Origin of the sequence: Pseudoxanthomonas sp. PXM04 (assembly GCF_014851695.1) — a bacterium.
In the GTDB taxonomy this organism is placed as follows: domain Bacteria; phylum Pseudomonadota; class Gammaproteobacteria; order Xanthomonadales; family Xanthomonadaceae; genus Pseudoxanthomonas_A; species Pseudoxanthomonas_A beigongshangi.
The window spans coordinates 110,056-123,984 of record NZ_JACVAG010000002.1; the positions used below are offsets into that span (position 1 = coordinate 110,056).

At 69.0% G+C, this 13,929-nt stretch carries 8 protein-coding genes; 5 read left to right on the top strand and 3 right to left on the bottom strand.

The features are described from left to right. Positions 1-36: 36 nt before the first annotated feature. Both IB228_RS06510 and IB228_RS06515 read left to right on the top strand, forming a co-directional pair. Complete coding sequence (locus IB228_RS06510) at positions 37-1,254, top strand: glycosyltransferase (RefSeq protein WP_192197932.1); 1,218 nt, start codon at positions 37-39, stop codon at positions 1,252-1,254. A gap of 111 nt (positions 1,255-1,365) precedes the next feature. Then, on the top strand, positions 1,366-2,589 hold the full coding sequence (locus tag IB228_RS06515; RefSeq protein WP_192197933.1) for a glycosyltransferase: 1,224 nt from the start codon (positions 1,366-1,368) through the stop codon (positions 2,587-2,589). Here IB228_RS06515 and IB228_RS06520 read toward each other — a convergent pair. The 3 genes from IB228_RS06520 to hrpA all read right to left on the bottom strand — a co-directional run bounded on the left by IB228_RS06520 (position 2,586) and on the right by hrpA (position 10,488). Beyond that, a complete protein-coding gene (locus IB228_RS06520) occupies positions 2,586-4,172 on the bottom strand; it encodes a hypothetical protein (protein WP_225562305.1) in 1,587 nt (528 codons plus the stop codon). The genes IB228_RS06515 and IB228_RS06520 overlap by 4 nt on opposite strands. A 20-nt stretch (positions 4,173-4,192) precedes the next feature. Then, the gene (locus tag IB228_RS06525) at positions 4,193-6,307 is read right to left on the bottom strand and encodes a bifunctional (p)ppGpp synthetase/guanosine-3',5'-bis(diphosphate) 3'-pyrophosphohydrolase (protein ID WP_192198089.1); all 2,115 of its coding nucleotides are present in this window, start codon (positions 6,305-6,307) and stop codon (positions 4,193-4,195) included. A 155-nt stretch (positions 6,308-6,462) separates the two neighbouring features. Then, positions 6,463-10,488, bottom strand: coding sequence for an ATP-dependent RNA helicase HrpA (hrpA, locus tag IB228_RS06530; protein WP_183638900.1), 4,026 nt, complete (start codon positions 10,486-10,488; stop codon positions 6,463-6,465). An 80-nt stretch (positions 10,489-10,568) separates the two neighbouring features. Between hrpA and IB228_RS06535 the strand changes: the two genes are divergently transcribed. From IB228_RS06535 to IB228_RS06545, 3 genes are all read left to right on the top strand, one after another. Then, a complete protein-coding gene (locus IB228_RS06535; RefSeq protein WP_183638902.1) occupies positions 10,569-11,105 on the top strand; it encodes a Dps family protein in 537 nt (178 codons plus the stop codon). 213 nt (positions 11,106-11,318) lie between these two features. Beyond that, complete coding sequence (gene recQ, locus IB228_RS06540) at positions 11,319-13,112, top strand: DNA helicase RecQ (protein WP_183638904.1); 1,794 nt, start codon at positions 11,319-11,321, stop codon at positions 13,110-13,112. Between the two features lie 302 nt (positions 13,113-13,414). Beyond that, on the top strand, positions 13,415-13,888 hold the full coding sequence (locus IB228_RS06545) for a hypothetical protein (protein ID WP_183638906.1): 474 nt from the start codon (positions 13,415-13,417) through the stop codon (positions 13,886-13,888). Positions 13,889-13,929 lie beyond the last annotated feature (41 nt).

Below are 13,929 nucleotides of genomic sequence, written 5' to 3' on the forward strand. Positions count from 1 at the left end.
CTGCACCGCGTGCGCGTTGCCCTGGCGTCCAGGGGCATGGGCCATTTGTTGGACAGGCTGCGGGCCGGCCAGGTATCGGATCCGCCGACGCCCCCTTCCCCCGTCGCGCCGCGCCGTCTGGCGATCCCCGACCACGACCCGCGGAATCGTTTGCTGGTCATCGACGGAAGTCTGCCGCGACCGGATCGCGATTCGGGTTCCGTCCGCATGTTGGCGATTCTGCGCCTGATGAGGGAGGCCGGCCTGGACGTAGACTTCCTGCCGGAGGACGGGCGGGAAGAAGGCACGGATGCCGATGCGTTGCGGGCATTGGGCGTGCGGGTCCTCGGCCGAAGCTGGTCCTCCATGCCGGCGAGCCGGTTGCTGCGTTCCGCACCCCATGCCGGTGTGCTGGCATGCCGCTATCACCTGGCCCGCTACTGGTTCCCGCTCCTGCGGCAACACGCACCCACGACCCGACAAATCCTGGATACCGTGGATCTGCATTTCCTGCGCGAAGGACGCGAAGCCGAGCTGATGAACAAGGCCGCGCTCGCACGTGCGGCGCGCGCGACCCGTCGACAGGAACTCGAGCAGATCGCCCGGGCGGACACGACCTGGGTGGTCAGCGAAGTGGAACGCGACCTGCTGGCCGAACTCGTGCCCGGCGCGACGATCGAAATCGTGTCCAACATTCACGCACCGCGCGCGACAATCCCGCATTTCGCGCAGCGCCACGGCGTGTTGTTCGTGGGCGGCGGCAGGCATCCGCCGAACGCCGATGCAGTGCGCTGGCTGGTCTCCGGGATCCTGCCGCGACTGGGCAAAGGGAAAAGGCAGGCGATCGATGTCCACCTGGTGGGAGCTGGGCTGCAGGAAGCATTGGGCGGCCTCAGCCTTCCCGCGAACGTGCAGGTGCATGGCCACGTCCCCGATCTGTCCCCCTTGCTGGAGCGCTGTCGCGTGGGTGTGGCGCCGTTGCGCTTCGGGGCCGGGGTCAAGGGAAAAATCAACCAGTACATGTCCCACGGACTCCCCACGGTGGCAACGTCCCTCGCAGCCGAAGCGATGCACCTGACCGATGGCCAGGATGTACTGCTGGCGGATGACGAATCCGGTTTCGCCGCCGCGATTGAACGGCTCCATGCGGAAGGGGATCTGTGGCAGCGACTGTCCGGGCACGGCCTGGCCAACATTCGGCGCCATTTTTCCGAGGAAGCGATGCTGCCTGCCATCCTGCGCACCTTCCCGCCGGCATCGACCTCCATCCGCTGACGCCGATCAAACTCGCCGCGCAATGAAAGAACCGACCACATGCGATTTCTGCTGATCGCCTACGAATTCCCGCCGAGTCCTTCGCCACAATCGCTGCGCTGGGCTTACCTGGTGCGCGAACTGATCGCGCTCGGGCATCAGGTCAAGGTCCTGACCATCCACCTGGGCGGAGAAACCCCGGGTCTGCCGCATCTTCCTTCCACGCTGGAAACGCATCGGACTTTCGCCGGGCCTGTACGAGGCCTGCTTGCCTATTTGCGGGACCGCCGGCAGGCGCAGGCCTCTTCAGTGACGCCGGATGCCGGTTCTCCCACGCCATCTTCCTCTCCCCTGCGCCCGCCCCGCAGTTGGAAGCAATCGCTGTCGGAGACCGCGCAGGGGCTCGCGGCGCGCTTCGTGTTCCCGGATGTGCGCGGTGAATGGTTTCCCTGGGCCAGGCGCGCCCTCACCCGATGCCTGGACGAGTTCAAGCCCGACATCGTGATCAGTTCGCATGAGCCGGCGACGTCGCTGGAACTGGGATTGCTGGCCAAGGCGAAGGGCTTCCCCTGGATCGCTGATCTTGGAGATCCCGTGCTGGCGCCCTACACACCCGCGCGCTGGCGTGACCGCGCACTTCGTGTGGAAGGTGAGACCTGCAGGAAAGCCGATCACCTGATCGTCACGAACGCCGGAGCCGCAGCACTGTTGGCGGAGCGCCATGGACACAGGAACGACATCAGCATCATCTCCCAGGGCTTCGCGCCGGAGCCTCCGGCCGCTTCCGCGAATGTCCTGTTCGATCCGGCGCGGCTGGAATTGCTGTACACCGGCAGCTTCTACCATTTCCGCAAGCCGGACGATCTGGTGGCCGCCATCGCCGCCCATCCGGCGGCCAGGCTCAACATCGCTTCCGTCACCGTACCCGAGTCGCTGCTTCGCGCCGCCGAATCCATGCCGGACCAGATTCGCCTGCTGGGATTCCTTCCCCATCGGCATATCCTGCAGTTGCAGCGCTCGGCCGACGTGCTGATCAACATCGCCAACGACGATCCCTCCCAGGTTCCGGGCAAGCTCTACGAGTATCTGGGGTCGGGTCGTCCAATCCTGCACGTGACGCGCCAGCACGACATCAGTTCGGAGTTGATCGCCACGTCGCGGCGCGGCTGGGTGAGCGACGGTTCCCTGGCTTCATTGCAGGGCTGGCTCGACCGGGCCAGCCTGCTGAAGGAGACGGCCAGCCTGGACGAGGGTTTGGAACTCGACCTGGAATCCGTCGCCCAATACAGCTGGCCCGCGCTCACCCGCAGGCTGGAAGCGATCGCGAATCAGGTGCTGCAGGCGCCGCAGCGCTAGCGCTGTGCCTGCCGCGCCAGCCTGACCCGCTCGGCGAAATCGGACAGGCCGGGTGCGCGCGGCTCGATCCCGCGCGCCTCCTCCAGCGCCTGCGCCGCGAAGGCGACATCGCCCGCGCCCAGGCGCTCGTCGCCGACCGCAATCCATTTCTGCGCCATCCGCCGGCGCGCCTCCGCCAGGGCGGGATCGCCTGGACGGATCGTCTGCCACGCGGACAGGCAGGACTGCGCACGTCGCACCCGGTTGCCGCGCCACTCCTGTTCGAAGCACTGCTGCGCCGCCGCCAGCACGCGGGAGGCGGCACGGCGGACGCGCACGTCGTCGGGAGCCAGCGCCTGCGCCGCGCGCAACCTGTCGTAGGCGCTTTCGCCCGGTGGCGTCATCCAGTCCCCGCGAGCCTCGGCCTGGGCCATGCCCGCCAGCAGGCTTTCCACCCGGCGCTGCCGTTCGCGCGGCGGCAGCGATGGCGGCAGGCTGGCCCGGGAGGCGCGGGCGCGCGCCAGGTACTGCACGGCCTCGCCTACCGCCGGCGATTGCGGCGACAGCTCGCGCGCCTGCGCCAGCGCCGACTCGGCCTCGCTGAAGCGGTAATCGCCCGCCTGGCGCCGTGCCGATTCGGCATAGGCGGCGGCGAGCCGTTCGATGCCCTGTCGCGCGCGCGCGTCATCGCCCGCGGCGGACTGCACCGCCCGGTAGCCCTCTGTCGCCTTTGCCAGTCGCCCACGGCGCAGATCCGTATCGGCACGGCGCAGACGCTCGTCGATCGCGCGCGCCAGCGAAGCCTGCGCCGCCGGCAGATCCACGTGGCCGCCGTCGTAGCCGCGCACCTGGGTGATCAGCCGGCCGGCCGCTTCCAGATCGCCGCGCGCCATCACCGTGCCGGCCTGTTGCAGCAGGTCGCTGAGGATGTCTTCGCGGGCCTCGAGTGCTTCGATGCGGTTGGGTTGCAGCGCCAGTACGCGCTGCAACAACGGCAGCGCCGCAGCGGGGTCGCCGTCGAGATGGCCGGCCGCCTGCGCCTCCAGCGCCTGTTTGAGCAGCGACTCGATGCCGGCGTCGGCGGCTTCGCGCTTGCGCAGTTGTTCGGCCACCCTGGCGGCTTCCGCGCGGGGCACCTGCAATTCGTTGGCCAGCGCGAGCGCGGTGTGCGCGGCGGCGAAGTCCCCGCGCGCGGTCGCCTGGCGGGCCTGTTCCAGCGCCGTCCGCGCCACCCGAGCCAGGCCGTCGCGGGCCTCGCTGCGGTCGCTGTCCAATGCCTGCGCAGCCTCGTAGTACTGGCGGGCGCCGGTGCCGTCGGGCGCGGTCAGCCGGCCCGAAGCGAGCGCGGCCTGGCCGTTGTCCAGCAATTGCTGGATTCGGGTGTCGGGCCAGAACAGGTTCGCCAGCGGTTGCCGGAACACCGCCAGCAGGGTCAGCAGCAGCACCACCGCCAGCGCGCCCCATCGCCAGGTCCGTCGTGCCCGCCACAAGGGCGGCGCGCTGCGCGGAGGCGCGTCGTCGCCGCGGAAACGCAGATGTTCCCAGTCGGCGATCGGTTCGATCCGGCCGTCCTGGCGGGGTTGCTCGGGGCTGTGCTCGGGCATCACCGGCCCAGCATAACCATTCAGGCTGAACGTCGCGCTTCCTCCACCCCCGGCAGCGCATCGAGTTTCCCGAGCAGGGTGGACAGCTGACCGAAATCGGCGACCTTCAAGCGCAGGCGCAACTGCACCCGGCCACTGGCGCCGGCCTGGTCGCTGTTGATGCCCAGCACGTGGGCGTCCTCCTGCGCGATCAGCGTGGTGATGTCCTTGAGCAGCCATTTGCGGTCGATGGCCCGCACCTGCACGTCCACTTCGTAACCGCCACCGGTCTGGCCCCACTCCACCGGCAGCACCCGCTGCGGGTTGGAGGCGGCCAGGCGCTGGAACGCGGCACAGTCGGTCCGGTGCACGCTGACGCCGCGGCCGCGGGTCAGGTAACCGCTGATCGCCTCTCCCGGCACCGGCTGGCAGCAGCGCGCCAGTTGCACCAGCAGGTTGCCGACGCCTTCCACCGTGAACTGCGATCTGGACGGCGGCGACGGCTTGCGTCCGCCCGGCTTCCGCAGCGGCAGGCCAGGCGGCAGGCCCTGCGGAGCGGCCGATTGCGCGGCCGCGCGCTGTTCCTCGTGCAGCGCGCGCACCACCTGGTTGGGGCCGACGTCGCCCAGGGCGATCTGGATGTGCAGTTCCTCGACGTTCTCGGCATGGAACTTCTTCGCCACGCCGGACAGGTCGGCGTGGTGCAGGCCCAGCCGCTTGAGTTCCTTCTCCAGCAATTCGCGCCCGGCCTGCAGGTTGCGCGCGCGATCGAGCTTGTGGAACCAGGCGCGCACCTTGTCGCGGGATCGACCCGAGGCGAGGAAGCCGTTGGCCGGCAGCAACCAATCGCGGCGCGGCTCACCGGTCTTGGAGGTCATGATCTCGACCCGGTCACCACTGCGCAGGGCATGGTTCAGCGGCACGATGCGGCCGTTGACCTTGGCGCCGCGGGTGCGGTGGCCGACCATCGTGTGCACGTGGTAGGCGAAGTCCAGCACGGTGCCGCCATGCGGCAGGTCGATGACCTCGCCCTTGGGAGTCAGCACGTAGACCCGATCCTCGACCAGTTCCGAGTCCAGGTCGCCGGCCAGTCCGCCGCCTTCACCGCCTTCCTGCGACTGATCCAGCAGCCGGCGCATCCAGGCGATCTTGCGATCGAAGGCGCGGTCGCCGCCGCCTTCCTTGTAGCGCCAGTGCGCGGCCACGCCGAGTTCGGCCTGCGCGTGCATCTCGTGCGTGCGGATCTGCACTTCCAGTGTGCGGCCTTCCGGGCCGACCACGGCGGTATGCAGGGAGCGGTAGTCGTTGGCCTTGGGCCGGGCGATGTAGTCGTCGAACTCGCTTGGCACCGGCGTCCACAGCGCGTGCACGATGCCCAGCGCGGCGTAGCAGGCGCCGACGTCCTCCACGGTCACCCGCACCGCGCGCAGGTCATAAAGCTCGTCAAAGGAGACCTGCTTGCGCTGCATCTTCCGCCAGATGCTGTAGATGTGCTTGGGCCGTCCGCTGATCTCGGCGACGATGCCGTGCTCGGCCAGCGCCTGGCGCAAGGTCGACTTGACCGATTCGATGTAGCGCTCGCGGCCGGCGCGCTTGTCATCCAGCTGCGCGGCGATCTGCCGGTAGGTATCCGGCTCCAGGTAGCGGAAGGCCAGATCCTCAAGTTCCCACTTCAGCTGCCAGATGCCCAGCCGGTTGGCCAACGGTGCATGGATGTCGCGGGTCAGCCGCGCCAGCGCGCGCCGCTGCGTGTCGTCCAGCAGGCCCGCGTTGCGCATCCGCGCCAGTTGCCGCGCCAGCAGTATCGGCACCACCCGCAGGTCGCGCACGATTGCCAACAGCAACCGGCGCAGGCCTTCGTTGTTGGCGCCACGATGCTGTTCCGCGTGCAGCGCCCAGACCTGCGCGGCCGCCTGCTGTCCTTCCAGCAGGTCGACGATGCCCGTGGGCGCGGCCTTGCGTGGTCCGGATGCCTCCGGGATCGGCGGGAGCGCGAACAGCCAGGCCGCGGCGATCACTTCACCGTCGGCGGACAATGCGGCCAGCGTCTCCAGCGTGTCGACCAGCACCGGCAGCGGATCCTGCAATGGCAGCTCCGGCCCGGGCGAGGTTTCGATGCGTGTCCGGATGGCCTGGCGCGAATCCGCCGGAAGCATCGCGGCCGAGGGCCGTTGCAGCACTTCCAGCAGAGCTTCGCGCGGGACGGAGAACACGATCGGATCCTGAGGGGGCGTCCGGTTACGTTACCCGTACACGGCGCGAACGAACAGCCTTGCGGCGGTTTCCCTTCATGCCGGCCGGTTGTCTGCTGCTAACCACGCAACGCCTGCAGCCGCTGGGCCAACTTCTTCGGGGAAACGCCGCCGCGCGCGCCCAGTTCCTGGGCGAACATCGAAACCCGCAATTCCTCCAGTTCCCAGCGCAACGCCTGCCATCCCGGCTGGCGCGCCACGCCCAGTCGCGTCGCATCGGCCAGCGCGTCGGCGAACGGTTTGATCTCCAGCATGCGGGCCTGATCCCGCACCGGATCGCGCAGGGCGCGTTCGGCGCGCAGGCGCATGCCCTTGAGGTAACGCGGCAGTTCCGCCAGCGCTTGCGCGGGCGTGTCGCGCAGGAAGCCCGGATGCACCAGGCCGTCCAGCTGCGCGCGCAGATCGTCCAGGTTGCCGCGCGCCCAGCCCATCAACGGCGATTCCAGTTGCGGCTTGAGTTCCGCGACCGCCGACAGGATCGCCTCGGCCAGCTTCAGCCGCTCCATCGCCTCGCCGAACAGCCGGCGGCCGGCGTCGTCTCGGCGCTGCTCGAACGCGACGCGATCCCGGATCCCTTCCAGTCCGTCGGCCAGCACGGCATTGAGCGCGGCGTCGGCGATGTCCGCGCGCAGACGCTCCTTTTCGCCCGCCTTGTCGCCCTCGGCGAAGCGCTCGATGGCGGCGTAGAGCAGCCCCACCTTCGGCGCCACCGGCAACTGCTTGCGCGCCTGGCGCACGCGATCGGCCAGGGCGATTTCGAGCAGGCGGCGCACACCAGCGGGATGGGCGGCCTCGGCTTCCACGCGGTCGGCGAACACCTGCAACGCCACGCTGTCACCGTCGTCGCGCAATGCGGGGAACGCCGGCACGCCGGCTTCGCCCGGTACCTGCAACGGGATCGGCTGGGCCGGGAACTCGCGCAACCCGCTCGCCGCCATCGCGCGGCCGGCGCGCGCGGCGAACGCCTGCCCGGCGCGTTCGCCGAAACGCGCGCGCAGTTCATCGAGATCCCGCGACTCGGCCAGGATCCGCGCCTCCCCGCCCTTGCGCGGGTCCTCGCGCAGGCGCAGGTTCATGCGCAGGTGCGGTTCCAGCGCCGACTCGTCGAAGTCGGTGGCGGCCACCGTGACGCCGGTCGTGCGCGACAGGAACCGCGCCAGTTCGCCGCGGATGTCGTCGGCGGTGGCCTGCGGATACGCCTCGAAGAATGCACGCCCGAAATCCGGCGCCGGCACGTAGTTGCGCCGCATCGCCTTGGGCAGGCTGCGGATCAGGCCGGACGCCTTGTCGCCGATGAAACCCGGCGCCAGCCAGGACAGGCGGGCCGGATCCAGCGCGTTAAGCAGGTGCAGCGGTACTTCCAGGGTGACGCCGTCGTCCGCCGCGCCGGGCTCGAAGCGGTAATGCAGGGGCAGGCGCGCGTCGCCGAGCGCGAAGTATTTCGGAAAGCGATCCTCCTCGCTGCCCTCGCCCGGCAGCAGATCGGCCAGTGTCCACAGCAGGCGCCGACGCGCTTCCGGCGGCTGGCCCTTCCACCACGCATCCAGGCCGGCGGCGGAATGGATGTCCGGCGGAATCCGGTCCAGATACCAGCGCGCCTGCCAGTCCTCGTCGGCCACCAGGCCGGCGCGGCGCAGCTTGGCTTCCTCCTCGCGCGCCTGTTCCAGCGTCTTCAGGTTGTCGGCGACAAAGCTGGCGCGAGTGTTGATTTCGCCGGTCACCAGCGCCTGGCGGACGAAGATGTCGTGCGCTTCCACCGGCGCGATGCGGCCGTAGTGGACCGGCTTCTTCGGCGCCAGCACCAGCCCGAACAGGCTGATCTGCTCCGACGCCAGCACATGCCCCTGCGCGCGCGACCAGTGCGGGTCGAAATGCTTGCGCATCAGCAGGTGCGGGACCTCGGCGATGACCCAGTCCGGTTCGATGGCGGCGTTGGTCAGGCCCCACACGCGCTGGGTATCCAGCAGGGTGGCGCTGAGCATCCACGGCGGCGGCTTCTTCGCCAGCGCCGAGCCCGGGAAAACCTGGAAGCGGCGCTGGCGCGGCGCCTGGAAGTCGCCCTTCTCGCCGCGATGGCCCACCTGGGTGGGCAGGCCGGCGATCAACGCGCGGTGCAGCGCGACATACGCGGCCTGGCGCTGCTTTTCGGTGGGGCCGTCGGCCGTGGCGGGCGCGGCGGCCGCATCCGAATCGCCACGCTTGCGTGCACGCTCCGGTGTCTTGCGCGGGACGTCGCTGTTGGCCGCAGGCATTGCTTCCAGCGTCCACCCCAGCTCCTCGCACAGCAGCAGCAACTGCCGATGCAGCTCGCGCCATTCGCGCATGCGCAGGAACCCGAGGAAGTGGCGTTCGCACCAGTCGCGCAGCTTGGACTGGGTCAGATCCTCGTGGGCCTGTCGGTAGGCGTCCCAGAGTTTGACGATGCCGAGGAACTCCGAGCGGGCATCGGCGAAGGTCGCATGCGCGTTGTCCGCGGCCTCGCGCGCTTCCGGCGGGCGTTCGCGCGGATCCTGGATGCCCAGGAACGCCGTGATGATGATCATCTCGCGCAGGCAGCGATGCTGCTGCGCGGCCACCAGCATGCGCGCCAGCTTCACGTCCACCGGCAGGCGCGCCATCTGCCGGCCGATGGTGGTGAGCTTGCGATCCTTGTCCACCGCGCCCAGTTCGGCCAGTTGCTGCCAGCCATCGGCGATGGCGCGCTCGTCCGGCGGTTCCAGGAACGGGAAATCCTCGATCCGACCCAGCCCCAGTTGCAGCATCCGCAGGATCACCCCGGCCAGGCTCGAACGCCGGATTTCCGGATCGGTGAATTCGGCGCGGGCCTGGAAATCGGCCTCGGCATACAGGCGATAGCAGATGCCTTCGGCGATGCGCCCGCAGCGGCCCTTGCGCTGGTTGGCGCTGGCCTGCGAGACCGGCTCGATATGCAGGCGATCCAGCTTCTGTCGCGGGCTGTAGCGCTTGACCCGCGCGTAGCCCGGATCGACCACGTAGCGGATCCGCGGCACGGTCAGCGAGGTCTCGGCCACGTTGGTCGCCAGCACCAGCCGGCGCTTCGGGCCGGGGTTGAACACCCGGTCCTGATCCTTCGCCGACAGTCGCGCGTACAGCGGCAGCACTTCGGTCTCGCGGTACTTGCGCCGTTCCAGCGCCTGGTGGGCGTCGCGGATCTCGCGCTCGCCGGGCAGGAACATCAGCACGTCGCCGCGCGGATCCTGGCGGGTGATCTCGTCCACCGCCGCCACGATGGCGTCGTTGACCGTGCGCTCGCCCTGCTGCTCGCCCTCGCCTTCCAGCGGCCGGTAGCGGACTTCGACCGGATAGGTCCGCCCTTCCACGCTGATCACCGGCGCGTCGTCGAAATGGCGGGAGAAGCGTTCGGTGTCGATGGTGGCCGAGGTGACGATCACCTTCAGGTCGCGGCGCTTGCGCAGCAACTGCTTGAGGTAGCCAAGCAGGAAATCGATGTTGAGGCTGCGCTCGTGGGCCTCGTCGACGATGATGGTGTCGTAGGCCGACAGCCAGCGATCGCTGGCGATTTCGGCCAGCAGGATGCCGTCGGTCATGAACTTGACCCGGGTGTTGTCGCCGACCTGGTCGGTGAAACGCACCTGGTAGCCGACCGCGTCGCCGACGCCGGTCTTCAGTTCCTCCGCGACCCGGCGCGCGACCGCGCGCGCGGCGATCCGGCGCGGCTGGGTGCAGCCGATCATGCCGGCCACTCCGCGTCCGGCGGCCAGGCACAGCTTGGGCAGCTGGGTGGTCTTGCCGGAGCCGGTCTCGCCGGCGATCACCACCACCGGATGGCGGCGGATCAGTTCGACGATGCGTTCGCCTTCACGGGCAATCGGCAGGGCTTCGTCAAGACTCACCTCCGGCACCGACGCCGCGCGCGCTTCGCGCAGCGACACCGAGCCGGCCAGCGCCTGGGCGAAGGCCTCGCGCGCGGCGGCATCGCGCGGCCGCGACTGCCAGCGCGACCAGAGTCCGTGCAGGCGTCCGCGGTCCCGGCTGAGCGCGCCGTCGATGGCGCGACGGGCGGCCTGGAGGTCGTGGTCGGGGGAAGGTTCGATAGCGTTCATCAATCCAACGGTGTGAAACGTTTTATTACCCAAACTCGTTTAGGGTAGCTATTGTGGGCCATTGATCCCCCTCAAGGAGAATGCAGATGTCCAAGACCAAGGCGAAGACCAAGACGGCCGCCGCGCCCGCGGCCACCTCCCCGAACATCGACATCGGGATCACCACCGGTGACCGCAAGAAGATCGCCGAGGGCCTGTCGCGGTTCCTCGCCGACAGCTACACGCTGTACCTGAAGACCCACAACTTCCACTGGAACGTCACCGGCCCGATGTTCAACTCGCTGCACACCATGTTCGAGACCCAGTACACCGAACAGTGGACCGCGCTGGACGAGATCGCCGAGCGCATCCGCGCGCTGGGCTACAACGCGCCCGGCTCCTATGGCGAATTCGTCCGCCTGTCCTCCATCCAGGAGGAATCCGGCGCCGATGGCGTGCCGGGTTGGCAGGGCATGGTGAAGCAGCTGGTGGCCGGCAACGAAGCGGTGTGCCGGACCGCCCGCAAGGTGCTGAAGACCGCCGACGACGCCGGTGACGACCCGTCCGTGGACCTGCTGACCCAGCGCCTGCAGACGCACGAGAAGTATGCCTGGATGCTGCGTTCGCTGCTCGAATGAGACTGCAACCGGCCGTTTGAATACGGCCTGTTGAAGACGACCCGCGCGCCCGGCTTCCCCGCCGGGCGCGTGCTTATGGGGCACCCTGGCCCCCGAATCCGCCCTTGGCTCGCCGGCCGGGAAAATCCCGACAGGCCACTCGCGCATCCACGGACGGCGCTCCGGGCGGTTTTCCGAGCGCTGCGCGGCCGCCCGCCTGCTACCCTATCGCCCATGTCAGAACGTCCCACGGACCTGCTGCAGCGGGTCTTCGGCTACTCCCGTTTCCGCGGCCACCAGCAGGCCATCGTCGAACAGCTCGTCTCCGGCCAGGATGCCCTGGTCCTGATGCCGACCGGCGGCGGCAAGTCGCTGTGCTACCAGATTCCCTCGCTCCTGCGCGAAGGCGTGGGCATCGTGGTGTCCCCGCTGATCGCGCTGATGCAGGACCAGGTGGAAGCACTGCGCCAGCTCGGCGTGCGCGCCGCCTTCCTCAACTCGACGCTGGACGCCGCCACCGCGGCGGACGTCGAACGCGCCCTGCTGAAGGGCGAACTGGACCTGCTGTACGTGGCCCCGGAACGGCTGCTGACGCCGCGCTTCCTGTCCCTGCTGGATCGCAGCCGGATCGCGCTGTTCGCCATCGACGAGGCGCACTGCGTCTCGGCCTGGGGCCACGATTTCCGCCGCGAGTACCTGGAACTGACGATCCTCCATGAGCGCTGGCCCGACGTGCCGCGGATCGCCCTGACCGCCACCGCCGACCCGCCCACCCAGCGCGAGATCGCCGAGCGCCTGGGCCTGACCGAGGCGCAGCGCTTCGTCAGTTCCTTCGATCGCCCCAATATCCGCTACACGGTCACCCAGAAGGACAACGCCAAGCGCCAGCTGCGCGATTTCCTACAGGCCCACAAGGGCGAGGCCGGCATCGTCTATTGCCTGTCGCGCAAGCGGGTGGAGCAGTTCGCCGATTACCTGCTGGAGCAGGGATTCAATGCCCTGCCCTACCACGCCGGCCTGGACGCCGAGGTGCGCGCGCACCACCAGCGCCGTTTCCTGCGCGAGGAAGGCATCGTCATGGTCGCGACGATTGCCTTCGGCATGGGCATCGACAAGCCGGACGTGCGGTTCGTGGCGCATGTGGACCTGCCCAAGTCGCTGGAGGGCTACTACCAGGAAACCGGACGCGCCGGCCGTGATGGCGAGGCCGCCGACGCCTGGCTGTGCTACGGGCTGGGCGACGTGGTGCTGCTGAAGCAGATGATCGAGCAGTCCGAGGCCGGCGAGGAACGCAAGCGGCTGGAGCGGCGCAAGCTGGATCAGCTGCTGGGCTACTGCGAATCCATGCAATGCCGCCGGCAGGTGCTGCTGGCCAGCTTCGGCGAAACCTATCCCCAGGAATGCGGCAACTGCGACAACTGCCTGCATCCGGCCGCCACCTGGGATGCCACCGAGGCCGCGCGGAAGGCGTTGAGTTGCGTCTATCGCAGCGGCCAGCGCTTCGGCGTGAACCACATCATCGACGTGCTGCGCGGCAGCGAGAGCGAGAAGATCCGCCAGTGCGGGCATGACCAGCTCACCACCTATGGCATCGGCCGGGATCTGGACGCCGGCACCTGGCGCAGCGTGTTCCGGCAACTGGTGTCCTCCGGCCTGCTGGAGGTCGACGCGGAGGGCTATGGCAGCCTGCGCCTGACCGAGGCCAGCCGGGCGGTGCTGCGGGGCGAACGCCGCCTGCTGCTGCGCAAGGATGCCCCGGCCCGGGAACGCGAGCGCTCCCCGCGCAGCGGCGTGGTCGTCGCGCCTACCGACCAGCCCCTGTTCGGCGCCTTGCGCGACCTGCGCGCACAGCTGGCGAAGCAACAGAACGTCCCGGCCTACGTCATCTTCCACGACAGCACCCTGCGCAACATCGCCGAGCACCGGCCCGGCACCCTGGACGAACTGGCCCAGGTCGGCGGCATCGGCGGGACCAAGCTGGCCCGCTACGGCGAACAGGTGCTGGAAGCGATCCGCGCGGCCGGTTGAGGGCGGACCTCCACGAATAAAAATGCGGCCGCAGGACCCCTGCGACCGCGATGAGAGAGCACAGCTATATTGTGGTTGTTATGCGGGGAACCGCCCGGCGGACACGACGGGAATCCGCTGGAGCGGTCCGGCATGGCCATGATTCCCGCTGCGGGAAGGCAGGGCGACGCCATCAAGTCACCGTGACCTTCGTCCTAGCCGGAAAGTTCATGCGGAAGCCAGCCTGGGTTCAAGCAGTGGCTGCTAGCGTCTGGCAACTGGCGCATGGATCGCGTACTGATCCGCATTCGACCGAGGCCCCCATGAAGGCAATTGCCCCGCTGCTGCTGAGTCTGTTGGCTTCCGGAAGCGCCCTGGCCCAATCGGCGGAGTCCCTTGATCTCACCCTGCCCCGGCCCGCGCTCTATTCGGCCGACCCGCCCGGCACCTACTACGGCGACACCAGCGGACGCCCGGCCCGCGCACTGCGTCCGGCGCCAGTGGCCCGCAATGCCTGCGGCAAGCCGGTCGACGAGGATGACGGCAAGGTCGATGTCTCCGGCAGCGTCGCTACCGGCATCGGCTATACCAAGGGCTATGGCAGCAGCCATTGGAACGCCGCCAACATCAACCTTTGCAAGTCCTACAACAACGACGAGGGCGAATCCCGCGCGTTCAACCTCAACATCGGCGTGAGCCGGTACGACGGTCCGGGCTTCCATGGCTATCGCCGGCTGCCCGGCGACGTGGGACCGCCGCCGCCGCGCGGCTTCGGCGGTACGCCGATGCGGCCCTGATCCGCACCCCATCGCCCCCTAAAGAAAAAGAGGCGCCTTCC